A 24,601-nucleotide genomic window follows, 5' to 3' on the forward strand; every position below is an offset into this window, starting at 1 on the left:
TTCGTCTCTCTCTGTGCCGGGTCAGATGCGTTTGGGGACGTTCAGGATAGTGACGATGTTGGTGTTGCTGCCGCCTTCGTAGGGCGCGAAGCTGAAACCCTTGTCGCCCCGGGCTTCGATGGTCAGCCCGATCGGCACGACGTCGGTGGGGTCGTTCGTCCGGTAGATGGGCGTGACGGAGTACTCGATGGTTTCCCCTCGCTTGTCGACAGCCGCCCTGACCTGTTCCTCGACTCTTCGCATGACCGGGGAGTTGGCGAAGCGGTGCATCGTGACGAAGTTTCGCGAATCCTTGTTCGAGCCACCGATCTGCGCGCCGAGCAGATGGGTCTTGTTCAGCTTCTTGTACTTCTCGTAGCCCGCCACCTTCGCGCTCGGGTTGGTCTGCCCGCCTGTCATGTCCCCCTCGATCGTGGCGCGCATGGTGCTTGCCCGCCCGCCCGGCCCGGGGCGTCCGTAGCGAACGCGGCCGCCCCAGCTGACGTCGCTTTCGTCGCACGGCGCGAGACCCAGTGGATCTGTCAGGGTGTGCGGGTTGTCCACGTAGGTGTGGGGGTTCGGCGCTGCGTCGAGTCCGAGCGGGTCAAGGCTGAGGTAGCGAGCGGTCTGCGGGTCGTAGTGGCGGAAGTAGTTGTGGTGGAGTTCCGTTTCCGGGTCGTAGTAGTGGCCGGGGAAACGCAACGGCGTATAGGCGTCCGCGTCCCGGTTCCAGGTGGTGGTGCCCCACAGGGTGGCCCTGGTTCGCCAGGCCACGGTGCCGTGTTCGTCGACCAGTTCGGTCGGGGTGCCCACCTGGTCGGTGACGATCGCGAAGAACCGCTGGTCGATCGATTCCTGCGGTGACCCTGCCAGGGATTTGGTTTCTGTCTGCGCGAGGGGTGCCTGACCGTCGTGGTCCCAGGTGAGCGTGATGAGCTCAGGGGAGCCGGCGGCGGAGGACGTCTGTTCGGTGAGGGTGGTTCCGTCCCAGGTGAAGCGGGTCTCCTCGGCCACAGTTCCGTCCGCGTCGAGGCGCTGCTTGGCAATGCGGCGGCCCAAAGGGTCGTACAGATAGCACCAGCGAGTGCCGTCGGGGGTGGTGACGGACGTGAGACGGTCTTCGGCATCCCAGGTGTACAGCCAGGTGTCGGGCTTACGCGACAGGCGGCTCTTCCGGCGCACCACCACGCGCCCTTGGGCATCGTGTTCGTAACGGATACCGCCGGCACTCACCAGGTTGCTTCCGGTGTACCTGCGAGCTCCACGGCCCTCGCTCCCGGGGTGCTTGTCAGGCCACGAGGCGTGCGTCTGGTTACCGGCTGCGTCGTAGGTGTACCGCTCCGTCCAGTTCTCGGCCTCGACGGCCGTGACACGGCCGGCCCCGTCGAGGGTGAAGGCACGGTGGCCGGCGTGGAGATCGGCTACGGCCGTCAGGTGACCGTCCCTCCGGTACGCGTATGTGCGGTCGATCGCGGGTTGCGGGGACCGGTCGGAGGTGAGGGTCTGCGTGGAGAGCCGACCCGCCTGGTCCCAGCTGTAGGTCAGGGCGAGGCGGTCATCCAGCGTACGGCGGATCTCGCGGCCGGCCATGTCGTGCTCGAAAGAAAGAGTGCGGCCGGATGCCGTCACTGTCTCGAAGTTTCCCATCGGGTCGTACGAATACGTGGTCGCGATACCCAGCGGAGTCGTACGGTGCGTACGGCGGCCCACCGCGTCGCAGTCGGTGGAGAGCGTCCTGCCGTCCACGGTTTCCCCGACAATGCGGCCTACGGCGTCATAGCGGTAGGCCAGCGTGGCATCGGGACCGACCGCATGGACCAGACGCCCGCACGCGTCGTTGTCGAAGTGAATCTCGCGCCCGTCGACACTTTTGCCGGTCAGCTGCCCAGCGGCGGAGTAGCGGTAGGCAACGATCTGGCCCGCGGCATTGGTCCGCCGCGTGAGACGGCCGACGTCGTCGTAGGCGTAGGTCGTGGTACGACCGTCGAAATCGGTCTCGCTGATCAACTGCCCAGCCGCGTCGTAGTCATATGTCCAGGAGAGGGACTGCGGATCGGTGACCTCGATCAGTCGTCGTTCGGTGTCGTACGTGAAGGTGTGGCGCGCGTCGCCAGGTGTGATCCGGGCGGTCGGCAGATCGAAGTGCGTGTATTCGGTACGCGCTGTCGCTCCCAGCGGATCGGTATACAGGGTGCAGTTGCCCTCGCCGTCGAACTCCCATTGCTCGGAACTTCCGTCGGGGTCGGTCCGGCGTATGAGCCAACCGTCCACCGACCACTCCAGCCGGGTCGCGACAGTCTCCTCACGGCCGGCGACGAGCACCGGGCGGCCGAAGGGATCGTAGGTGTAACGACGCACGGTCCCGGACGCGTCGGCGATACTCAGGGGGAGCCCGGCTCCGTTCCGAGTGATCTCCACACGCTCGCCCAGAGCATTGGTCACGGCGGTCACCGCGCCCCGAGGGTCGACCGTGTAGTGCGTGGTGGCCCCGCTCGGATCCGTGAGAGCGGTGCGGTTACCCCTCTCGTCGTAGCTGTGCAGCCACCTCGCCCCGTCAGGCTCGGTCAGGGAGGCCAGGAGTCCGCGGCCGTCGTAGGTGACGGTCGTGCGGTGCCCGTCCGTCCTCACCAGTTCGGCCGGCCGGCCGTCATCGTCGTAGCTCTGCCGGGACGTCTCCCCGTTGGCGTCCGTGTGGGCCAGGAGCCGGCCGGACTCGTCGTACTCGCTCCTCTGCGTGGCACCGAGCGGGTCGGTCGCAGCCACGACCTGAAGCCGGTCATCCCAATGGAAGACGCTGGTGGCGCCGGTCGAGTCCGTGTACCAGGTCGTCCCCCCAGCCGCTTCGGGGGGCGTCTCGTAGGTGAACGTGGAGGAGAGCATGCCGTCCGGGCCGATCGTCCTGACAACCCGGCCGACGGCGTCGTAGACGTACCGGAACGTGGACTCGTTGCGGTCGGTCCAGGAGATGATGCGGGCGTCCGAGTCGTAGGTGAACCGCATGGGCAGACCGGAGGAGTTGACGACCGCGTCGAGGTTGCCCTCACTGTCGTAGCCGTAATGCCTCACGGTGACGGGCCCTTCGGGTGTTCGCAGCGACAGCTCGGTCACCCGGTCGTCCTCGATACGCAACGCGACCTGGTAGCCCCCGTCATGCACGACCCGGACCGGAGCTCCGTCACCGCGCCGTACGAACGTGATGCCGTTGTGATTGCGGTCCTCGACCTCGCTCAGCCAGTACGCGGTCGATTCCTTGTAGGGGCTGCCCGTGAAGTAGCGCGTAGCCCCTGCCGACTCATCTGTTATGCAGTAGGTCGTCGCGGACGCGTAGTCTCGCCCGACATGGGCCAGGGGCAGACGAGGCCCCTCAATCGGCAGAACCCCCTCCACGTCATCCGGGGCCGGCAGCCGCGGATAGACCAGCAACGACCCGTCCTCGCGCGCCCAGACCGCGCCCTGCCCCCTGGGGTCCAGCTCGATGCGTTCGTCCAGAGTGGAAGCCCAGCTGCGTCCGAACCAGCGGCCCCAGCGGTAGTCGGACAGGTGGGTACGGCGCAGAAAGAGGGGCAGGGTGCCAGGGAGTACGAGATCGGTCTGGGGCAGTGCCATCTCGCCGGTGGCGACATCGACCGGATCGTTCTTGCAGGTCTTCTTCTCCAGGGAGATGGCGTGACGGCGGGTGTCATCCCTGGCGCCGTCGAGGGAAGCCGGCTTGAGGCGTGTCCCGCCGCTCCTCCGGGTCGGCCGGTCCCGCACGGCGCCCCGGCGACCGTCGTCGCCCTTACCGTCGCCCGAAGTGATCTTGTTCAGGCCGTCACGGATGTCGTGGTCGGTGTCTTTGTGCGTCTTGGAACTCTTGGCGATGCGTTCGGGCACCGTCTTGCCCACGTGGTCGCCGAGATCACCGAGCGCCTTCCCGAGCTTCTCCACCACCCCTTCGATCGTGGTGTCGAGTACGGCGGTCAGGGAGTCCTTGCCCTTGGCCCGGCCGTGGTGCCCCTTGGCCTTGCCGAGCTTGCCGCCCGTCTTCTCACGCATCGTGATCTGCACACCGGCCAGGTGCATTCCGGCCTTGTTGTGCGCATCGTGGTCGATCACCGGGCCGCCGCCACCGGAACCCGGGCCACCGGACCCACCCACCGAGTTGATCTGCAGCGCGTCCTTGCCCGCCTGCGCCGTCTGCCCGGTGTTGTAACCGTCCTGCACACCTGCGACGTTCAGCGCGGTCTGGACGGCCAGGTCCGCCACGATGTTCTCGATCGCTGCGACCGCCGGCTCGGTGAGCGTCGCAACGATCTCCGATACGGCAGCCTCAGCCATCTCCTTCAGGATGCGCTTGAAGGCGATACGGGTCGCTGCGATCTTCGCGCCGGCCAAGAGCGTCGACAGCCCGGCGGTCAGCGGGGCGAATGCCAGGGTGATCCCCACCGTCGCACACAGGTCGGCCAGTTCGGCCACAGCAGCCATCTTCCGGGCCACGATGATGTCGGCGACCCGGTCGAGCGCACCCGCGACGAGCCGCGCCGCCTTCGCCAGGTCCTTGTGCTTGCCCTGCACCTTCGACCAGTGCGCGTCCAGGGCGGCAAGCGACTCGCTCTGACCGCTCGCCAACAGCTTCTGAATGTGCTGGTACGCGGCGTACGCGTCGTCGTCCGCGTCATCGCCGAACTCCCGAAGTGCGTCCGCCATGTCGCGGTAGGCGTCCTCGTCGACGTTCGGCCAACCCACACCGACCACATCGAGCATGGTGTCGACGCCCTCAGGAATCGTGTACCCCACAATGCAACCCCCGATTAACGGACCATCAGTTCGACCCACCCTATGATTGCCCGCCATGCCCTGCGCGCGATCGGGAGAGACGGGCAGACCGACCTGCCCGCCAAGGCACCCAGGGGGCTGTCCATGGACAACTTCAGGGATTGAAGCTGTTGTTGAACGGTGGGATACGGCGGTGAAAGAGCGCATCGAGGCGGGTCAGGCTGAGGCGTTCGGGCCGTTGTTGCCGTGTCTGGACAAGCGGCGGCGACGGTTGGTGCGGGGGCGCCGACCAGGGAGCTATCGCTCCAGGGCACCGCATCGGGTACGACTCCGTGGCCGCCCTGCCCAAGGCGGAGGGCTTCTTCTCGCAGAGAGCCTCGCGCACACCCGAGCGGCCCGGCACCCCCACCGCGATGCCCAGTTCCGCTACATCAACGACCAGGCCGGAGAGTTCATCCAGGCTGGCCAGCCCGTGATCAGCGCCGGGTCAGCACTACTCTCTGGGATGCCGCCCCTGCCCTTGCTGCACTCGACCACGACATTCCCGCCGGTCCACTCACCGTGACCTCCGCCGAGCAACTCCACGCCATCGCCGGCCACACCCCGACACCACACCCCGAGCAACAACCGCCGAGTAATTCTCCCAAGAGCCCTCAGGCGGGCAGCGCGGGGAACACGACCACCGAGCCGTCCCTGTCGCGGGCGATCTCGATCGCCACGTCCGTCGCACGGCTGTCGACCGAGATGCCATCACCCAGCCGGTGGATCCGGTGGGTCGCGCGCATCAGGCGATCGACTTCACCCGGCGTGAAGACGGGCCGCAAACCGTTCGGGCGGGCCAGCTCCAGCGCCGACAGACGAAGCAGGACACCGGCGACGCCCGACTCCAGTTCACCGAGGCGCTGTTGGTCGCGCCTGAGTGCGCGGGTGAAGCTCTCGAACAGGTTGCCAGGGTCGTTCTGGGCGTGCTCGACGGCTTGCAGGACGACGACCCGCCGCTTCAGCGCAAGGGCCAGGGCGGCGAGTTCGAGGTGGGCGCGGAACGTGCCCCCCTGGTCATCGACACCGGGGAACGACTTGGTCAGCACGGCGATCTCGACGGCCTCGCCCTCGGGCAGCTTGTCGAGTGCGCTCCGCCACCGGGCAAGGCGGCGATCAGCCCTGCCCAGCGCCGTGTTGATGGCATGCACCGCCGAGTCCAGTCCCAGCGAGATGCCGAGCTTGCCCTGGTCGAGCAGGATCGCGGTGGCTTTGTCGATGGCATCGCGGCAGCCGTCGAGTTCGCTGTGCTCGTCATCGAGCTTCTCTTCGTGCAGCTGCTCCAGCAGCTCGGTGATGTGTTCGATGGCCTGCTGGCGCCGACGGTCGGCATGCGCGCTCACCCCCACCGCCACGGCCATGAGCACGAGCGGGGCGGCCACGGTGAGCGCCGCGCTGCCGGCGGCTGCGACGCCGGCCGTCGCACCGGCCCCACCGGCTGCGCCCGCCGCTGCCGCCTTACCGACCGGCACGAACGTCGCGCCGCCGCAGATGCGGCCCATGGGGTCCATGATTGGACTGTGGATGCCGCCAGCCACCGCCTTTGACGGCATCGAGCTAACGATGCCCTGACCGAGCTGGGCGGCGACCTTCGCCGGAACCACCATGTGATACAGGTTCTCGCCGGCAGAGGTCGCCGTAGCCGCCGTGGAGGAATTCCGTGCTGTCTGCGTGACGAGCTGCGACAGGTGCTGTGCCAGCGGGCTCACGGCGTCGAGCGGGATGCCTCGGCTGCGGTCGAGGCCGTCGGGCAGCGGATACACCTCAAGTGTCACGATCGGCTCGTCGGCCAGGGCGGCCAGCACACCGCGCAGTTCACCCAGGCGCTCAGCCGTCATCGGCCCGTCTCCGGCCACTGCGGGCACCCGGACGTCACCCGTCGCGAGCGTCCACACCGGAACGGCTGGTGCCTTGCGGTAGTCGATCATCGTCTCCCCCTTGTTCGCCCACAGCCGTCTCCGGCTGACGCCCGGCCGGAACGGCATGCACCCTCATCTGACCAACGGGCACGGAGACGCTGAAGATCACCGGTCTCTTGCCTGTCCTGCGGCCGTACCAACTCCCCCTGAAGGCAGCCAATCTACGTGATCCGTGAACGTGCAACCGTCCCGCGCACCAACAGGTCGGCCTCGGAACCGGTCACGGAGACACGGGCGGGGCGAGCCGACGGTCGAACGGACGCCTGACCGACCTCCGGCGGCTTCTTCACAGCTCGGCCCAGACCGTCTTGCCGGGTGCGCCGACGCGTGGAGTGACACCCCAGCGGGTGGCCAGGTGCTCGACGAGGAGGAGCCCGCGGCCGGTCTCGGAGCCCGGAGGCGGGGTGGTGGGCCGACGGGTGTCGGCGGGGCGGCGTTCGGTGCGGGTGTCGGTCACCTCGATACGGAGTACATCCGCCGTCACGGTCAGGCGTACGCGGAAGTCGCGGCCTGGGACGTGGCCGTGCTGCACGGCGTTGGTGCAGAGCTCGCCGGTGATGAGCGAGAACGTGTCGTGGGCGGGGGAACGGTAGGGGATGCCCCAGGCGTCCAGCCGTTCACCTACGAGGAGCCGGGCGAGGCGGGCACCGCGTGGGGTGGACGTGAAGCGCATGACGAATTCGTGGTCGGTGCGCGGTGTCACGTTCTTGTGCGAGGCGGTGGGGGAGGAAGTCATGGGAGTGAGGTTGGCGGGAGCGACACCCCGTTCACCAGCAGCAACGCTTGTACGGGGGCCGGTTGTACGGGCTGCGGGAGCTTGCGTACACCGTTGACAGGTCGATCGGCGGACGGGCGGGGGATGCGGAGCGCTCGTTCGGGGGAGAGGGACGGATTCGGGTACGGGGCGTGGTTGCTGTGCGTAGTTTTGTGACCGACAGAGTGTGCGCGGTGTACGTGGCGGGGTGAGCGATGGCGGAGACGGAACGGGACGAGGGAGCCGTGGGATTCCTGCGGTGCTTCGGGGCGCAGTTGAGACTGCTGCGAGAGCGGGAGGGCCTCACACGGGCCGAGTTGGGGTCGCGGCTGGGGTACGGAGAGGATCAGATCGCGTCGGTGGAGCTGGGGCGGCGCATCCCGAAGCCGGAGATGATCGACCGGGCGGATGAGGTGCTGGGGGCGGGAGGGCTGCTCAGTGCGATGAAGGCGGAGGTGGCTCGGGCGCGGTATCCGTCGTTCTTCCAGCATGCGGCCAAGCTGGAATCGGAGGCGGTCGAGCTGCACGTCTACGACACCCTGGCGGTCAACGGCCTCCTGCAGACGGAGGATTATGCGCGTGCAGTGTTCAGGCAGTGGCGCCCCTTCTTGGACGAAGAAGTAGTCGACCAGAGATGCGCATCGCGCATGGCGCGGCAGGAGATCTTCAACCGACGGCCTGTGCCGAACCTGAGCTTCGTGATCGAGGAAGCCGTACTCCACAAACGGATCGGCGGGGACCAGGTCTGGCGGGGACAGTTGGAACAGGTCCTACTGATCGGGCAGAGGCGGAATGTCGAGATTCAGGTGATGCCACTGGGTCGATGCGAACATGCTGGGCTCGCTGGGCCCTTCACTTTGATGGAGACTGGGGATGGGCGCAGAGTTGCTTACACGGAGGTGCAGAGTGATGGTCGTTTGCACACCGAACGTGGCAGAGTGCGTGAGTTGGAGGCTACATACGGGGCGATTCGCGGGCAGGCTCGGGCGCCTCAGGAGTCCATGGCCTTGATCGAGAAGTTGTTGGGAGAAGCATGAGAGTGGACGAATCCGAGTGCGGGACCGACTGCCGCGCCTGGTTCAAGAGCAGCTATAGCGCCGGTGATGGCGGCCAGTGCGTTGAAGTAGCGAGCTGTCCCGACACTGTCCAAGTTCGTGACTCGAAGGACATCGCGCGACCCAGCTTGACCCTGGCTCCGTCGGCTTGGACCGCGTTCATCACGTTCGCCCGCGAGGTGTGAAGCGGGCTGGGCGGCTGATCAGCCCGCCCGGCCCCTCAGCCCCACGTGGTCAGCTCGGCCACGAAATCGTCGTACGAGCGGTGCCGGCCCTGCGGCTTGGCGAGCAGCCCCGCTCATATGCGGCCGTTGCGATCAGCGCCCCGTCGCTCTCGCGGAAGGTGGGCGAGCCGAGCTTGTTCTTCAACGTTCCTTGGGGTCGCGCCCATGGCGCGTTCGCGCGCGCAGGGGGCGTACGCGGGGTGGGGCGGGGTTAACCGGTCCATCCTGGCGTACGCCCCCGACGTGGGGCCGCCTACTTCTCAGCCCCGGGCCCCGAGCAGCCCGTGCAGGGTCAGGCCCTTGGCGGCCGACCCCGTCGATGGGGCCGCCTTCGTGCTCGCCTTCGCCGCGGACGCCGGTTCGGGGTCCGGGAGCGCGTCGCAGACCGCGTCCGGGCCGCTGCCGCCGGAGCGGGGGAGGGTGCCGTCGGTGAGGTAGTCCACCAGGTAGGCGTCCAGGCAGTCGTTGCCGCTCAGGCTGATGCCGTGGTTGCCGCCGCCTTCCTCGACGACCAGGCTCGATCCCTTGAGCTTGCGGTGCATGGTGACGCCGCCCTCGTACGGCGTCGCCGCGTCGTCGGTGGCCTGGAAGAGCAGCGCCGGGGGGATCCGGTCGTTGGTCACCCGTACCGGGTTCAGCGGGGCGACCGGCCAGGTGGCGCACGGCGCGTTGTACCAGGTGTTGTTCCATGCCATGAGCGGCGCCTTGCGGTGCGCCCGCGCGGTGTCGTTGCGCCAGGTGCTCCAGGAGCGCGGCCAGGCGGCGTCGCGGCACTGGACGGCCGTGTAGACGGAGTAGCCGTTGTCCCCGCTCGCGTCGACTGCCGCGAAGTCCTCGTACGCGGTGGCCAGCGCGTCCTCGTCCGCGTCGTTCACGTAGGCGGCGAAGACCTCGGCCAGTTCCGGCCAGTAGCCGTTGTAGTAGCCGCCGGGCAGGAAGATGTCCTCCAGCTCGCTCGGGCCGACCGTGCCTCCCGCCGGGTGCTTCCGTACCGCGTCGCGCATCCGGTACCAGGCGGCCTCGACCTTCGCCGGGTCGGTGCCGAGCCGGTAGGTGGCGTCGTTCTTCGCCACCCACGCGGCGAACGCCTTGTGGCGCGCGTCGAAGGCGTAGTCCTGGCCGAGGTTGTCCTCGTACCAGACGCCGTCCGGGTCCACGATCGAGTCCAGCACCAGGCGCCGCACGCGCTCCGGGAACAGCTTGGCGTAGACCGCGCCCAGGTAGGTGCCGTAGGAGTAGCCGAAGTAGTTGATCTGCCGGGCGCCGAGGGCCTGGCGGATCACGTCGAGGTCCTTCGCGGCGCTGACGCTGTCCATGTACGGCAGCAGGTCGCCGTGCTTCTCGCCGCAGGCGGCGGCGAAGGACGCGGCCCGTTCCCGGTTGGCCCGCTCGGAGCGGAGCGAGTCGGGCACGGAGCCGGGGCGCACCGGGTCGAAGTACCCGGGTACGCAGTCCAGCGCCGGGGTGCTGTCGCCGACGCCGCGCGGGTCGAACCCGATCACGTCGTACTGGGCGGCGACCTTCGCGGGCAGCGCGGACGCCACGAAGCCGGCCAGCGAGAGCCCGCTGCCGCCGGGCCCGCCGGGGTTGACCAGCAGGGGGCCCCGCGAGGTCTTCGCGGTGTGCGGGACCCGGGAGAGGGCGAGGGTGATCCGGCGGCCTGACGGCCGGTCATGGTCCAGCGGCGCGCGGACGGTCGCGCACTGGAGGGCCGGATACGCCTGGGTCCCGCAGGCGGTCCACTTCAGGGACGCGGCGGGCCCGGGGGCCGGGGGTGCGGTGGACGCGGCGGACGGTACCGCGGTGACCAGCCCGGCGACCGTGGCGCCGACTGCGACCAGAATGCCTGCACGTTTCGTCATACGGCCTCCCGTAGTGGGGGATCGAGGCTGTGAGGGGCACAGCCACGGCCGCATGCTCCCCGAATCCGGGCGCGGAAGGACAGATTCCGCCAAGACTTGACCCGATTGGTCAGCGGGTGGTGGTGGCGTCAGAGCAGGGTCAGCTGGGTGGGTCCCGGGTCGTCCCGCATCGGCACCGGCGCCGGCGTGCCGGGCGGGGGGACACGTCGGGCCTCGCCCCGCCGGGCGGGGCCGATGCCGTACTCCGCCGCCAGCTCGTGCACCCGGCGGGTGACGCGCCGCTGGTACCAGGTCGGCGCGTACGCCCCGTCCGCGTACAGCCGTTCGTAGCGCCTCACCAGACTCGGGTGGTGCTCGGCGAGCCAGGCCATGAACCACTCCCGGGCGCCCGGCCGCAGGTGCAGGACGAGCGGGGTCACCGACTGCGCCCCGGCCTCGGCGACGGCCCGGACCGTGTCGCGCAGCTGGTCGGGGCGGTCCCCGAGGAACGGGATGACCGGTGCCATCAGCACCCCGCAGCCGATGCCGTGGTCCGCGAGCGTGCGCACGACGTCGAGGCGGCGCTCGGGGGAGGGGGTGCCCGGTTCGACCGTGCGCCACAGCTCGCGGTCGGTGAAGCCGACCGAGACGGAGATGCCGACCTCGGTGACCTCGGCGGCCTGCTTCAGCAGCTCCAGGTCGCGCAGGATCAGCGTGCCCTTCGTGAGGACGGAGAAAGGGTTGGCGTGGTCGCGCAGGGCGCTGATGATGCCGGGCATCAGCCGGTAGCGGCCCTCCGCCCGCTGGTAGCAGTCCACGTTCGTGCCCATCGCGATGTGCGCGCCGTGCCACCGCGGGGAGGCGAGGTGGCGGGCCAGCAGCTCGCCCGCGTTGGTCTTCACGACGATCTGGGAGTCGAAGCCGAGACCGGTGTCCAGGTCCAGATAGCTGTGGGTCTTGCGCGCGAAGCAGTACACACAGGCGTGGGTGCAGCCCCGGTACGGGTTCACGGTCCACTCGAACGGCATCCGGGACGCGCCGGGCACCCGGTTCACGATCGAGCGGGCGCGGATCTCGTGGAAGGTGATGCCGCGGAATTCCGGGGTGTCGAACGTGCGGGTCGTCACCGCGTCCGCGGCGAACAGGGCTCCGGCCCCTGTCTGTGTGGTGTTGTCGGCCAGATTGTCCCAGCGCATGGACACCTCCTAGGTGGTACTGCGCAGAGAATAGAACACTTGTTCCCTTGATCGTGCGCGCCACCGTCCGGGGCCGATTTTGAGGGGCGCACCGGAGGTGGTTGGCTCAGCACCGTCCCGTACAACCGAGTGCTGGAGGAGCAGGCATGGCGCAGGTCGAGGCCACGACGGAGCGGATCATCGCGGCGGACCCCGAGGCGGTGTTCGACGCGCTGGCCGACTACAAGGAGGTCCGGGGCAAGATCCTCCCCGGGCAGTACAGCGAGTACGAGGTCCGCGAGGGCGGCGACGGGGAAGGCACCCTCGTGCACTGGAAGCTCCAGGCCACCAGCAAGCGGGTCCGCGACTGCCTGCTGGAGGTCACCGAGCCCACCGACGGGCAGCTGGTCGAGAAGGACCGCAACTCCTCGATGGTGACCACCTGGATCGTCACCCCGGCCGGCGAGGGCAGGTCCAAGGCCGTCGTCACCACCGTCTGGGACGGTGCCGGGGGCATCGGCGGGTTCTTCGAGAGGACCTTCGCGCCCAAGGGCCTCGCCCGCATCCACGACGAGCTGCTGGCGAACCTGGCCGCCGAGGTCGAGAAGTAGGTCACGCCCCGGTTCCGCACGGGAATCAAGTCATGTGCTGACACTGCGGGTTCGCGACCGGCCTCACCGGAACGAGTGGTTTTCCGGAACGGCCGGTCGCGTGCCGTAACACCTCCCACCGGCGCATACGCCCTCCGCGCGCGCCGCCCGCCTACCCGGTCGCGTTTGCCCCGCCTTACCGCCTGATGCGACAAATGGGCGGCGCAGGAGCGGACGAGGGGAGCGCCAGGTGGTGGGTGGGATCACTCTGCTGAAGGACGAACCGGACGGGCCCGGGTGCGGGGGCCACGGACCGGGCGGCGGGGGAGGCGGGCCGGGCGGGCCCCCGGAGAGGGGCGACCTGGCGGACGAACTCCTCGGCGGGACCCGCGAGGCGCCGACCGTGCCCGTCGCCGTCCCTCCCGGGCCGCCGGACGGCGCTGCGGCCGGGACCCCGGACGGCGGGTTCAGCCCGCGCCGGGTCCGTCTGGTCTTCCTCGGCCTGATGCTCACCCTGCTGCTCGCCGCGCTCGACCAGATGATCGTCGCCACCGCCCTGCCGAAGATCGTCGGAGAGCTGCACGGCCTGGACAAGATGTCCTGGGCGGTCACCGCCTATCTGCTGGCCTCCACCATCGGTCTGCCGCTCTACGGCAAGCTCGGGGACCTCTTCGGCCGCAAGGGCGTCTTCCAGTTCGCGATCGTGGTCTTCGTCATCGGCTCGGCACTCGCCGGCTGGTCGCGCACCATGGACGAACTCATCGCCTTCCGCGCCGTCCAGGGCATCGGCGGCGGCGGGCTCATGATCGGGGTGCAGGCGATCATCGCCGACATCGTCCCCTCCCGGGAACGCGGCCGGTACATGGGTCTCATCGGGGCCGTGTTCGGCCTCGCCTCGGTCGCCGGTCCGCTGCTCGGCGGCTTCTTCACCGACCACGTCTCCTGGCGCTGGTGCTTCTACGTCAACGTGCCGTTCGGCCTGGTCACCCTCGCCGTCATCGCCGTCGTCCTGAAACTCCCCAGACCGGCCGTCCGGCCCCGCCTCGACGTCCTGGGCGCGCTGCTCCTCGCCGTCGCCTCCACCTGCCTGGTGCTGCTCACCAGCTGGGGCGGTACGGAGTACGCGTGGGGCTCGCGCACCATCCTGGGGCTGGCCGCCGGGGCGCTCGGAACGGCCCTGCTCTTCCTCGTCGTCGAGCACCGGGCGGCCGAACCCGTCATCCCCCTGCGGCTGTTCCGCGACTCGGTCTTCAACGTCACCTCACTCGTGGGCGCCGTCGTCGGGGTCGCGCTCTTCGGCGCGGCCAGCTATCTGCCGACCTACCTCCAGATGGTCGAGGGCGTCTCCGCCACCGAGTCGGGGCTGCTCATGCTCCCGATGATGGGCGGGATCGTCGTCGCCTCCGTCGTCTCGGGGCAACTGGTCTCCCGTACCGGCCGTTACCGCGTCTTCCCGCTGATCGGCGGTGCCGTCTCGGCCGTCGGCATGTGGCTGCTCTCCTCCCTGGACACCGACACCACCCCGCTGGAGTACGGCGTCTGGCAGGCGGTCCTCGGCCTCGGGATCGGCCTCGGGATGTCCGTCCTCGTGCTGGCCGTCCAGAACTCCGTACGCCCCTCGGACCTCGGCACCGCCACCAGCGCCCACAACTACTTCCGGCAGATCGGCGGCAGCGTCGGCGCCGCCGTTTTCGGCACCCTGTTCGCGGGCCGGCTCGCGGACGCGCTCGGGGTACGGCTCCCGTCCGGGGCCGACCTGCCCGACCCGGCGTCGATCACCCCGCAGGCCGTCCACTCCATGGAACCCGCGCTGCGCGACGCCTACATCCAGGCGTACGCCGACGCCATGCCCCGGATCTTCCTCTACCTCGTGCCGGTGCTCCTGCTCGGCCTGTTGCTCGCCTTCTTCCTCAAGGAGAAACCGCTGGTGTCCCACCACACCCCCGCCCCGGCCGCGGAACCCGCCGCGCCCCCCGCCCCGATCCCCCCGGCCCGCACCGACCCCGGCCCGCCGCAGCCGGTCCCGCCGCCCGGTGTCCCGGTCAGCGGCCGCGTCCAGCACTCCGACGGGACGAACGTGGGCCGGGCCGCGCTCACCCTCATCGACGGGCTCGGCCGGCAGGTCGGACGGGGCGCCAGCGGCGACGACGGACGGTACGCGCTGAGCGTGCCCGGCTCCGGCTCCTACGTACTGATCGCCGCGGCCGGCGGTCACCAGCCACAGGCCGTCAGCGTCACCGTGGGGGAGCGGCCGGTCGACCTCCAGGTGGTGCTCGGCGGGGCGGGGCGGCTCGCGGGAGCGGTCCTCACCCCCGACGGCACCCCGGTCCGCGACGCCGCGGTGACCCTCACCGACGTACGCGGCGAAGTCGTCGCCACCACCCGTACCGGGTACGAAGGCGGCTATGTGATCGGTGAGCTGGTGGCCGGCGAGTACACCCTGGCGGCCAGCGCGCCCGCCTTCCGCCCCGCCGCGCTGCCGGTCAGCGTGCAGCCGGCACGGGAGACCCGGCAGGACATCGAACTGGCCGGCGGCGCCGTGCTGCGCGGTGTCGTACGGGCCCCCGGCGGCCGGGTCGTCGAGGACGCCCGGGTCACCCTGCTGGACGCGGCGGGCAACGTGGTGGACACCCACACCACCGGACCCGACGGGTCGTTCCGCTTCGTCGATCTGTCGACCGGCGAGTACACCGTGATCGCGGCCGGATACCCGCCGGTCGCCACGGTCCTCCAGGTGCCCGGGGGCGGCCGCACCGAGCGCGACATCCAGCTGGGGCACGAGGACTGAGCCCACCAGGCCGGGCGGCGGGTGTGCGGACCGGAGACGCCCGCACACCCGTCGCTCACTCGCTCACGGCAGCAGACGCGCCCCCCGCCTCGCCGCGACGTCCTCGACCCAGCCGAGGCACAGCACCGCCACGCCGATCAGCACCCAGGCGACAGCGAACTGCGCCCACAGGCTGTCCAGTACGCCGGACCGCTCCAGGACCTCCACCCGCCACAACAGGTCGATCAGCGGGACCGAGGCCATCAACGCCACCTCGTGCCACAGGTACACGGTCACGGCGCGTGCGTTGAACACCCCGACGACGCGGTCGGCCACCGGGTGGCGGGCGAGCATGCCGCAGCGGGGCCGCAGACGGAGCAGGAGCAGCACGAACCCCGCCGACCACAGCGCCTGGGCGAGCGGGACGTCGTCCAGGTCGACGGAGCCGTCCGCCGGGTGGCGCAGCGCCCACCAGGCACCGGCCGCCATCAGCGGCAGCGCCGCGGCCACCGCCCTCGGCGTGGGCAACCGGTCCAGCACCCCGTCCCGGTGCGCGAAGCCCAGCAGCCAGCAGAACAGGAACACCGACAGATCGCTCAGCGCGGCGCCCGGCCGCCCGTCCGGCACGCCCGTCACCGTCTCCAGCACCACCACCGGAACCAGTGACAGCGCGAGCACCGGCAGTGGGGCGAGCCGGAAGAGCCGGAGCAGCGGCGGCGACAGCAGGACGAACCACAGATACGTACGCAGGTACCAGAGCACCGCCCACGCCTGCTCGCCCCACGCGTTCCCCGGCGGATCCCCGACCGGCAGCACCCAGTACAGGGCGTCCCACCCCGGTCTCCAGCCGTGCGCCAGCATCGCCGCGCCGAGGACCAGGGCGAACGCCCAGACCGGGACCAGCAGCCGGCGGAGCCTCCCCCCAAGGACCGTGAGCGCGGGCCGCTCCAGCGAACGGGCCATCAGCGATCCGGCGAGGGCGAACATCACGCCCATGGCGGGGAAGACGTAACCCAGCCAGGGCCATGCGAAGGTGTGGTACGCCACGACCCGTACCAGTGCGCACGCCCGCAGCACGTCGAACCAGCGGTCGCGGACGGCGGTGCCCGCCGGGGACGCGGGCGCCGGTGCCGTCCTGCGGTGCGTACCCGCCATCACCGCGCCCCGGAGCGGGGGGCGGCCGGATCGGGCGCGCCCACCTCGCCGGTGCGCTTCAGCTTCTGCCAGCGCAGCCGGCCACCGGTCGCGGCGGTGACGCACGAGTGGATCAGCACCAGGTACATCAGCTGCCGGTAGGCCAGTTGCTGGAGCGGCAGCATCAGCAGGAAGCGGTACCTCTCCCGGTCGAGGCGGAACGCGTAGGCCGCGCAGAAGAGCTGGACGCCCAGCACCGCCAGCCAGGCCAGCAGCGACGCCCGGAAGTCCACGAAGAGCATCGCGTAGAGGGTGAAGACATCGATGAGCGGGGCGAACACCGGGGTGACGATCTGGAAGAGCACGACCAGCGGCATACCGACCCGGCCGAAACGGCCCGACGGCCCCCGGTCGGTCACGGAGCCGCGGTGCTTCCACAGCGCCTGCATCGTGCCGTAGCTCCAGCGGTAGCGCTGCCGCCACAACTGGCCGAGCGAGGCGGGCGCCTCGGTCCAGGCACGGGCGTGCTCGGCGTAGACGACGCGCCACCCCGACCGGTGCAGGGCGATGGTGATGTCGGTGTCCTCGGCCAGCGTGTCCTCGCTCATGCCGCCCACCTCCAGGACCGCCTCGCGGCGGAAGGCGCCGACGGCTCCGGGGATGGTGGGCATGCAGCGCAGCAGGTCGTACATCCGGCGGTCCAGGTTGAAGCCCATGACGTACTCGATGTGCTGCCACGCCCCGATCACCGTCGAGCGGTTGCCGACCTTCGCGTTTCCGGCGACGGCGCCGACGGCGGGGTCGGCGAACGGCTGGACGAGGTGGTGGACCGTGTCGGGTTCGAAGACGGTGTCGCCGTCCATCATCACGACGATGCCGTGACGGGCCTGGCGCACCCCGTGGTTGAGCGCCGCGGACTTGCCGGCGTTCTCCTGCCGCACGACCCGTACGTTCGCCAGTCCCAGCGACTCGGCGATCTCCGCCGTGCCGTCGGTCGATCCGTCGTCGACGACCAGGATCTCGACCGGGTGGGTGCTCGCCGCCAGGGAGTTCAGGGTGGCCGCGATGCACTCCTTCTCGTTGTACGCCGGCACGATCACCGTCACCGGCCCGGTCACCTCCGGGCCCCAGCGGAACCCGCGGCGGTTGCGCCGCCGGTGGTGACGGCGGGCCAGCAGGAGCATCAGGCCGAACCGGGCGATGACGGCCACCCCGACCACCGCCAGCAGGACGGCGAGCCCCGGCACGGTCCACTCCGCGACCGCGACCGCGGCGAGCAGGGCGCGGCCCTCCCACCGTGTGACGGTGTCGGCGGGCCGGTGCGCGGCCTGCTCGGCGTCGCCCGCCACCGTGCCGGACGGGGCGGCGGCGTCCCCGTCGCCGGGAGCGCTCCGCCGCTGGGCGCCGCTGACGGTGGTGAAGGTGTAGCCCTTCGCCTTCATCTTCTTGATGTACGCGGGCAGCGCGGCCAGCGTCTCGGACCGGTCGCCGCCCGCGTCGTGGAAGAGCACCGAGGCGCCCTCGCCGCTCTTCGGCGTCGCCCACTCGACGATCTTCGACACACCCGGCCGTTGCCAGTCCTCGCTGTCGGTGTCGATGAAGACGCTCGTGTACCCCATCGCGCCGAGCCGCTGGTAGACGGGCCAGCTGTAGTCGTCGATCGCGTCGTTGGTCGACGAGTAGGGCGCCCGGAACAGGGTCGTCGTGATGCCCGCAGCTCCCGCCAGGGCCAGTTGGGTCTGGGCGATCTCACGCTTGACGCGGGCCTCGCTCTGATAGGAGAGGTCGACGTGGGTGAAGGTGTGCGCCCCGACCTCGTTGCCTTCGTCGACCATCCTGCGCACCACGTCCGGGTGGCGCGAGATCATCGAGCCGACGAGGAAGAAGGTGCCCGGCACCTCGTTCTCGTCGAGGATGTCGAGCACCTGGCCGGTCCACTCGGGGTCCGGTCCGTCGTCGAAGGTGAGCACGATCGTCTTGGCCGGGACGGACTCGGTACGGGCCTCTCCACCCGGAAAGCTCAGGAAGGGGCCTCCGTCCAGGACCTCGTCGGGCACCGAGTCGGCGGAGGCGTCGGAGCGCACCCGCCGGTCGGAACCGATCTCCGTGCGCAGATAGCCGTCGAGCAGCATCATCGAGACGAGGCCCAGCAACAGCAGCAGGGCCATGACCGCACGGGGCTTCGGGACCGCCTGGTTCCGGATCCGGCCGATCCGGCCGACGCCCGCGTGCCTGCGGCGGGAGGAGGCCATCAGCCCGCCCCACCGGAGCCGGAGCCGGTAGGCGCCAGGGACGGCGCCCCGCTCGGCGGCACGCCGCCACCGGGGGGAGCCCCGCCCGGACCGGCCTCCGCGGCGGGCCCGCCGCCGAAGGGCAGCAACCGCGAGGGCGCCACGGAAATGCCCCCCATGAAGGCCAGCGCGAGTACGGCGGCGTAACCGGCACACGCCAGCCCCATCAGCGCACCGGCGCGTCGCAGGAGGCGGGCCCGGCGGCCGGACGCGTCGACGAACACGGGCCCGTCCTGGGGCCGTTCGGCTGCCCGGCGGCGCCCGCCGCGGCGACGGCGGACCGGGTGTGCCCGGCGTCGGCCGCGCGGCGCCGGGTCCTTCTCGATGTCGGGGTCGGATTGCATGTGCGCATGCTGGCGAAGCGAGATGTGCGAAGTCTGGACTCCCGCTGGCCGCACGCTGTGAAGGAGCGGCGAACCTGTCGGGACGCTGAGAGCCGCGGACCGCCACCGCACCGCCTGGCCGCGGGTACGGGCCTGCTCCCTAAGGGAGTTGGCGGCCGGACCCGATTCGGGCGGACCCTTTCCATGAGCGAGCTGTGTCTTCGTGCCGACTGCCGGTATGAGAGGTTCGTGGTACCCCCGCCACCGCCGGTCACCGGCCCACGGGCGGACGAACCGAGAGCAGGTGCAACCTCCATGCGAACGCGCACACGGGCGTTCTCCGCCGTCGCCGGAGTGGTCGCGCTCGGCCTCGCCGCTTCCGCCTGCGCGACGGGAACGGCGGCCGACCAGTCCAACGGCTCGGCGCCGCCGCCCCGTTCGGCGCCCGCCGAGACCGCGTTCACCCCGTACGTGAGCGCCACGACCGCCGCGGCCACCGACGGCGCGGGGTCCCCCGACACGTACAACCTGGCTTTCGTCACCGCCGACGGGTCCCGCTGCACACCCGTCTGGGGCGGTACCGCCGCGGTCGGCGACACGGCGGTCGCGGCGCGGGCGGCGGCGCTCACCGCGACCGGCGCCGACCTCAGGGTGTCCTTCGGCGGGGCCGCGGGCACCGAGGCGGCCCTCGCCTGCGACAGCGCCGAGGAACTGGCCGACGCCTACGCCGAGGCCCTCGACGCCGTCGGTGCCTCCAAGGCGGACTTCGACATCGAGGGGGACGCGCTCACCGACACCGCCTCCCTCACCCGCCGCGACGAGGCCCTCGCCCTCCTCCAGAAGGAGCGTGGCCTCGACGTCACCTACACCCTGCCCGCCATGCCGGACGGACTGGAGGACACCGGACTCGCCGTCCTCCAGGACGCGGCCGACCAGGGCGTCGAGGTGTCCGCGGTGAACATCATGGCCATGAACTACGGCTCCGCCCACGACGGTGACATGGGCGACTACGCGGAACAGGCCGCCGAGGCCGCCCACGACCAGCTCATGGACGTCCTCGGGCTGACCGAGGGCGCGGCATGGCGCTCGCTGCACGTCACGGTGATGGCCGGCGTCAACGACGTGGCGGGAGAGACGTTCACGCTCGCCGACGCCGCGTCCCTGCGCACCTTCGCCTCCCGTAAGGGGGTCGGGGCGCTCTCCCTGTGGGCGACCTTCCGCGACCGGGCCTGCGCCGACGGCGAGGACACCACCACGGCCGCCGACACATGCAGCGGGGTGGACCAGGAGGACGGGGCCTTCGCCGAAGCCCTGGCCGGAGCCGCGGAGACGGACTGAGCGCGCGAACGGCTCAGCCCGGCGCGTCCTGGCGGACCAGCTCCATCAGGGCCTTCGCCCCCGGACTCAGGCTCCGGGCGGGCGGCAGCACCACCACGCTCCGGTAGCCCGGCGGGCGCGCACCCGCGAACTCCACCACGCCCAGCCCGCGCGCCTCCGGCTTGCGGGAGAAGTGGTGCGGCACCACCGCGATGCCCAGCCCCTCGTGGACCAGCTCCAGCAGGCTGTGCACATCGTTGACTTCGAGGCCCACCGTGCGGCGCACCCCGGCCGCCGCGAACGCCTCGTCGGCCGCCCGCCTCGGCCCCCAGTCCGGGTGGAAGTCGATGAAGGACCGGCCGCGCAGCGCGGTCCACTCCACCCGGGGCCCGTCCGCCAGCGGGTGCCCCGGCGCGCAGAGCACGACCATCCGCTCCCGTGCGAGCGGCACCAGCTCGCCCCGCCATTCCGGAGGGCTGACCGTGGCCGCGAACGCCAGGTCCAGCCGCCCGCCGGCCACCCCCTCCAGCAGGCTGGACGTACCCTCCTGGCGCAGCCGGATCTCCATGTGCGGGTGCTCCCGGTGGAAGGCCGCCAGCAGCCGGGCCGGACTCACCCCGGCCACACACTGCTCGACCCCCAGCGTCAGCGTGCCCCGGAGCAGCCCCCGTACGGCGTCCACCGCGTCCCGGGCGGCCCGCGCCCCCGCCAGGGTGCGTTCCGCCTCCACGAGCAGTGCCTGCCCCGCCTCGGTCAGCCGCACCGTACGCGTGGTGCGGCTGAAGAGCGGGGTCCGCAGCTCGTGTTCCAGTGCCCGGACCGACGCGGACAGCCCGGACTGGGAGACGGCCAGCCGCTCGGCCGCACGGGTGAAGTGCCGCTCCTCGGCGACGGCGACGAAGTGTTCCAGCTGACGCAGTTCCATGATTGAGCAATCTAGGCGATGAATCCCAGCGGAATCTCCTGTTGGACCGCTGGATCTTTCTGCGCCAGGCTGGAACCCGCCACACCTGGCCCGGATCTCTCCCGTGGAGTGCTCGTATGTACCTTCCGTCCGCCGACCGCCACACCGCCATGCCCTACCGGCGCACCGGACGCAGCGGCCTGCTGCTGCCCGCGCTGTCCCTCGGGATGTGGCACAACTTCGGGGGCGACCGGACGCCCGAGAGCCAGCGGCAGATCCTCCGCCGGGCCTTCGACCTGGGCATCACCCACTTCGACCTGGCCAACAACTACGGCCCCCCGCCCGGCTCCGCCGAGCTGACCATGGGCCGCGCCCTGAAGACGGACTTCGCCCGTCTGCGGGACGAGATCGTCGTCTCCACCAAGGCCGGCTACCACATGTGGGACGGCCCGTACGGGGAGTGGGGCTCCCGCAAGTACCTGCGCTCCTCCCTGGACCAGAGTCTGCGGCGGCTCGGCCTCGACTACGTCGACATCTTCTACTCGCACCGCCCCGACCCCGACACCCCGCTGGAGGAGACGATGGGCGCCCTGGACACCGCGGTGCGCCAGGGCAAGGCGCTGTACGCCGGGATCTCCAACTACTCCGCCGAGCAGACCCGTGAGGCCGCCCGGATCCTGAAGGAGCTGGGCACTCCGCTCCTCATCCACCAGCCGCGCTACTCGATGCTCGACCGCTGGGTCGAGGACGGACTGCTGGACACCCTGGACGAGCTGGGCACCGGCTCCATCGCCTACTCGCCGCTGGAGCAGGGCATCCTCTCCGACCGCTACCTCCAGGGCATCCCGGAGGGCTCGCGGGCGGCGGGCGCCAGCTCCTTCCTGTCGGCCGACTCCGTCACCCCCGAGCTGGTGGAACGGCTCCGGTCGCTGGACACGGTCGCGCGGGAGCGCGGACAGTCCCTGGCGCAGATGGCGCTGGCCTGGGTGCTGCGCGGCGGCCGGGTCACCTCCGCGGTCGTGGGAGCCAGCAGCGTCACCCAGTTGGAGAACAGCGTCGAGGCCGTGCGGAACCTGGAGTTCGACGAGGCGGAGCTGGCCCGGATCGACGAGCTGGTCAAGGGCGCGGGCCGCCCCTGAACGCGGTCGCCGGGGCCCTGGGGCCGGCGACGGCCGCCCGTTCCGGTGGTCCCCGGGCGGGCGGCGGACGCCGGTACCACCGGACTGGACCAGTGACAGGCGCCGACTGCTCTGGTCCGGTGCCGCCCCGGCGCGTACCGTGATGCGGCACGAAGATCCTCTTCCCGCCGGACGGCGGAAAGAGGGCCCCGCGACCAGCCAGAGGGACCGCTCATCGTGAAGATCCTCGTCAGCGCCGACATGGAGGGCGCCACCGGAGTGACCTGGCCGGCCGACGTGCTGCCCGGCACCCCGCAGTGGGAGCGGTGCCGCTCCCTGTTCACCTCCGACGTGAACGCCGCGGCCCTCGGCTTCCTCGACGGAGGCGCCGACGAGGTCCTCGTCAACGAGGCCCACTGGACGATGCGCAACCTCCTCCTGGAGAAGCTCGACAACCGCGTCCAGATGCTCACCGGCAAGCACAAGTCGCTCTCGATGGTGGAGGGCGTCCAGCACGGAGACGTGGACGGCGTGGCGTTCGTCGGCTACCACACCGGCGCCGGCACGGAGGGCGTGCTCGCCCACACCTACCTCGCCAACTCCGTCACCGGCGTCTGGCTGAACGGCGTCCGCGCGAGCGAGGGCCTGCTGAACGCCCATGTCGTCGCCGAGTACGGCGTCCCGGTCGTCCTGGTCACCGGCGACGACCTGACCTGCCGGGACGCGGAGCTGTACGCCCCCGACGCCCGCAAGGTGGCCGTGAAGGACTACGTCTCGCGGTACGCCGCCGTGTGCCGCACCCCGGCGCGTACGGCCGCCGACATCCGGGCCGCGGCCCAGCAGGCCACCGCGCTCGCGGGCCGTGTGGCCCCGGCGGAGGGCGGCCCCTTCACGGTGGAACTCGAATTCGACGCCGAGCATCTGGCGGGCGCCGCGACGGTGGTTCCCGGCGTGGTGCCGAGCGGTGAGCGGCGCGTGGCCTACACCAGCGCGACGATGTACGAAGGAATCCGCACGTTCAAGGCGGTGACGACGATCGTGTCGGCCGCCGTGGAGGAGCAGTATGGCTGAGGCGACGATCCCGTCCGGACCGGTCGACGACCGGGCGCTCGACGAGTCGGTCACGTTCACCTCGGAACTGATCCGCATCGACACCACCAACAGCGGTGACGGCAGCTGCCGCGAGCGCCCGGCCGCCGAGTACGTCGCCGAGCGGCTGGCCGGCGCCGGTCTCGAACCGCTCCTGCTGGAGCGGACGCCCGGCCGGACCAACGTGGTCGCCCGGATCCCGGGCACCGACCCGTCCGCCGACGCCCTGCTGGTCCACGGACACCTCGACGTGGTGCCCGCCGACCCCGCCGAGTGGAGCGTCCACCCCTTCTCCGGGGAGGTCCGCGACGGAGTGGTGTGGGGGCGCGGCGCCGTCGACATGAAGAACATGGACGCGATGGTCCTGGCCGTCGTCCGGGCCTGGGCCCGCGCCGGGGTGCGCCCCCGCCGGGACATCGTCGTCGCCTACACGGCCGACGAGGAGGCCAGCGCAGCCGACGGCTCCGGCTTCCTCGCCGACCGCCACCCCGGGCTGTTCGAGGGCTGCACGGAGGGCATCAGCGAGTCCGGTGCCTTCACCTTCCACGCCGGCCCCGGGATGTCGCTCTACCCCATCGCGGCGGGGGAGCGCGGCACCGCCTGGCTGAAGCTGACCGCCGAGGGGAAGGCGGGCCACGGCTCGAAGGTCAACAAGGCGAACGCGGTCAGCGCGCTGGCCGCCGCCGTCGCCCGCGTCGGGGCGTACGAGTGGCCGGTGCGGCTCACCCCGACCGTACGGGCGGCACTCGTCGAGATCGCCGCGCTCCACCACATGGAGGCCGACCTCGACGCGCCCGGTTTCGACGTGGACGAACTGCTGGGCAAGCTCGGCCCCGCCGCCGACCTGGTCGCCCCCACCGTCCGCAACAGCACCAACCCGACGATGCTGGACGCCGGTTACAAGGTCAACGTCATCCCGGGCCGGGCCACCGCCCACATCGACGGGCGGATGGTGCCCGGCGGTGAGGAGGAGTTCCACGAGACCCTGGACCGGCTCACCGGGCCGGGCGTCCACTGGGAGTTCGACCACCGTGAGATCCCGCTCCAGGCCCCGCTGGACTCGCCGACGTACGCCAGGATGTGCGCCGCGGTCGAGCTGTTCGACCCCGGTGCGCACGCCGTTCCCTACTGCATGTCGGGCGGCACGGACGCCAAGCAGTTCTCCCGGCTCGGTATCACCGGCTACGGCTTCTCCCCGCTGAAGCTGCCCGTCGGGTTCGACTACCAGGCGCTGTTCCACGGCGTCGACGAGCGGGTCCCGGTCGACGCCCTGCACTTCGGCGTCCGGGTCCTGGACCACTTCCTGCGTACCGCCTGACCCACGAGG

17 protein-coding genes and 1 pseudogene are annotated in these 24,601 nt (G+C 70.8%); 9 read left to right on the forward strand and 9 right to left on the reverse strand.

Going from position 1 to position 24,601, the window contains the following annotated elements; translation table 11 throughout:
• Window positions 1-21: 21 nt before the first annotated feature.
• On the reverse strand, window positions 22-4,755 hold the full coding sequence (locus tag B9S64_RS28900) for a DUF6531 domain-containing protein (RefSeq protein WP_103490121.1): 4,734 nt from the start codon (window positions 4,753-4,755) through the stop codon (window positions 22-24).
• 287 nt (window positions 4,756-5,042) lie between these two features.
• On the opposite strand from B9S64_RS28900, the pseudogene B9S64_RS35280 reads away from it, so the two are divergent.
• Window positions 5,043-5,215 (forward strand): annotated as a pseudogene (locus B9S64_RS35280) (ISAzo13 family transposase); the annotation flags it as partial.
• Window positions 5,216-5,387: 172 nt separating this feature from the next.
• Here the strand turns inward: B9S64_RS35280 and B9S64_RS28905 are convergent.
• The gene (locus tag B9S64_RS28905; protein ID WP_103490128.1) at window positions 5,388-6,701 is read right to left on the reverse strand and encodes a hypothetical protein; all 1,314 of its coding nucleotides are present in this window, start codon (window positions 6,699-6,701) and stop codon (window positions 5,388-5,390) included.
• Window positions 6,702-6,978: 277 nt separating this feature from the next.
• Window positions 6,979-7,428: an ATP-binding protein gene (locus B9S64_RS28910; RefSeq protein WP_258037760.1), complete on the reverse strand. Its 450-nt coding sequence runs from the start codon at window positions 7,426-7,428 to the stop codon at window positions 6,979-6,981.
• A gap of 233 nt (window positions 7,429-7,661) precedes the next feature.
• Here B9S64_RS28910 and B9S64_RS28915 point away from each other — a divergent pair, with 233 nt between their 5' ends.
• Complete coding sequence (locus B9S64_RS28915) at window positions 7,662-8,483, forward strand: helix-turn-helix transcriptional regulator (RefSeq protein WP_103490122.1); 822 nt, start codon at window positions 7,662-7,664, stop codon at window positions 8,481-8,483.
• Window positions 8,480-8,686, forward strand: coding sequence for a DUF397 domain-containing protein (locus tag B9S64_RS28920; protein WP_103490123.1), 207 nt, complete (start codon window positions 8,480-8,482; stop codon window positions 8,684-8,686). Before B9S64_RS28915 ends, B9S64_RS28920 begins: the two co-directional genes overlap by 4 nt.
• 299 nt (window positions 8,687-8,985) lie before the next feature.
• Here the strand turns inward: B9S64_RS28920 and B9S64_RS28925 are convergent, their stop codons facing one another.
• Both B9S64_RS28925 and B9S64_RS28930 read right to left on the reverse strand, forming a co-directional pair.
• Complete coding sequence (locus tag B9S64_RS28925) at window positions 8,986-10,587, reverse strand: alpha/beta hydrolase (RefSeq protein WP_103490124.1); 1,602 nt, start codon at window positions 10,585-10,587, stop codon at window positions 8,986-8,988.
• Between the two features lie 128 nt (window positions 10,588-10,715).
• Window positions 10,716-11,762 (reverse strand): Rv2578c family radical SAM protein, encoded by a 1,047-nt coding sequence (locus B9S64_RS28930; RefSeq protein ID WP_103490125.1) that lies wholly within the window; start codon window positions 11,760-11,762, stop codon window positions 10,716-10,718.
• Window positions 11,763-11,908: 146 nt separating this feature from the next.
• On the opposite strand from B9S64_RS28930, the gene B9S64_RS28935 reads away from it, so the two are divergent.
• Window positions 11,909-12,352 carry an SRPBCC family protein gene (locus tag B9S64_RS28935; protein WP_028442391.1) on the forward strand — a complete coding sequence of 148 codons (444 nt, stop codon included), beginning with the start codon at window positions 11,909-11,911 and terminating at the stop codon, window positions 12,350-12,352.
• 229 nt (window positions 12,353-12,581) lie between these two features.
• A complete protein-coding gene (locus tag B9S64_RS28940; protein WP_103504988.1) occupies window positions 12,582-15,119 on the forward strand; it encodes an MFS transporter in 2,538 nt (845 codons plus the stop codon).
• A 63-nt stretch (window positions 15,120-15,182) separates the two neighbouring features.
• Here the strand turns inward: B9S64_RS28940 and B9S64_RS28945 are convergent, their stop codons facing one another.
• From B9S64_RS28945 to B9S64_RS28955, 3 genes are read right to left on the reverse strand one after another with little or no spacing between them, the layout of a single operon-like run.
• Window positions 15,183-16,253, reverse strand: a complete 1,071-nt coding sequence (locus B9S64_RS28945; RefSeq protein ID WP_103489711.1) for an acyltransferase — start codon at window positions 16,251-16,253, stop codon at window positions 15,183-15,185.
• Window positions 16,253-18,484 (reverse strand): bifunctional polysaccharide deacetylase/glycosyltransferase family 2 protein, encoded by a 2,232-nt coding sequence (locus tag B9S64_RS28950; RefSeq protein WP_103504989.1) that lies wholly within the window; start codon window positions 18,482-18,484, stop codon window positions 16,253-16,255. Before B9S64_RS28950 ends, B9S64_RS28945 begins: the two co-directional genes overlap by 1 nt.
• Window positions 18,484-18,867, reverse strand: coding sequence for a hypothetical protein (locus B9S64_RS28955; RefSeq protein WP_109492162.1), 384 nt, complete (start codon window positions 18,865-18,867; stop codon window positions 18,484-18,486). The genes B9S64_RS28950 and B9S64_RS28955 overlap by 1 nt, the downstream gene beginning before the upstream one ends.
• Before the next feature lie 294 nt (window positions 18,868-19,161).
• Between B9S64_RS28955 and B9S64_RS28960 the strand changes: the two genes are divergently transcribed.
• On the forward strand, window positions 19,162-20,184 hold the full coding sequence (locus B9S64_RS28960; protein ID WP_103505123.1) for a hydrolase: 1,023 nt from the start codon (window positions 19,162-19,164) through the stop codon (window positions 20,182-20,184).
• Window positions 20,185-20,197: 13 nt separating this feature from the next.
• Here the strand turns inward: B9S64_RS28960 and B9S64_RS28965 are convergent, their stop codons facing one another.
• The gene (locus B9S64_RS28965) at window positions 20,198-21,088 is read right to left on the reverse strand and encodes a LysR family transcriptional regulator (RefSeq protein ID WP_103491169.1); all 891 of its coding nucleotides are present in this window, start codon (window positions 21,086-21,088) and stop codon (window positions 20,198-20,200) included.
• Window positions 21,089-21,204: 116 nt separating this feature from the next.
• Here B9S64_RS28965 and B9S64_RS28970 point away from each other — a divergent pair, with 116 nt between their 5' ends.
• The 3 genes from B9S64_RS28970 to B9S64_RS28980 all read left to right on the forward strand — a co-directional run bounded on the left by B9S64_RS28970 (window position 21,205) and on the right by B9S64_RS28980 (window position 24,592).
• Complete coding sequence (locus B9S64_RS28970) at window positions 21,205-22,206, forward strand: aldo/keto reductase (RefSeq protein WP_103491168.1); 1,002 nt, start codon at window positions 21,205-21,207, stop codon at window positions 22,204-22,206.
• 216 nt (window positions 22,207-22,422) lie between these two features.
• Window positions 22,423-23,256: a M55 family metallopeptidase gene (locus tag B9S64_RS28975; protein ID WP_103491167.1), complete on the forward strand. Its 834-nt coding sequence runs from the start codon at window positions 22,423-22,425 to the stop codon at window positions 23,254-23,256.
• On the forward strand, window positions 23,249-24,592 hold the full coding sequence (locus tag B9S64_RS28980) for a M20/M25/M40 family metallo-hydrolase (protein WP_103491166.1): 1,344 nt from the start codon (window positions 23,249-23,251) through the stop codon (window positions 24,590-24,592). The genes B9S64_RS28975 and B9S64_RS28980 overlap by 8 nt, the downstream gene beginning before the upstream one ends.
• Window positions 24,593-24,601 lie beyond the last annotated feature (9 nt).

This window comes from Streptomyces sp. SM18, assembly GCF_002910775.2.
GTDB lineage: Bacteria > Actinomycetota > Actinomycetes > Streptomycetales > Streptomycetaceae > Streptomyces > Streptomyces halstedii.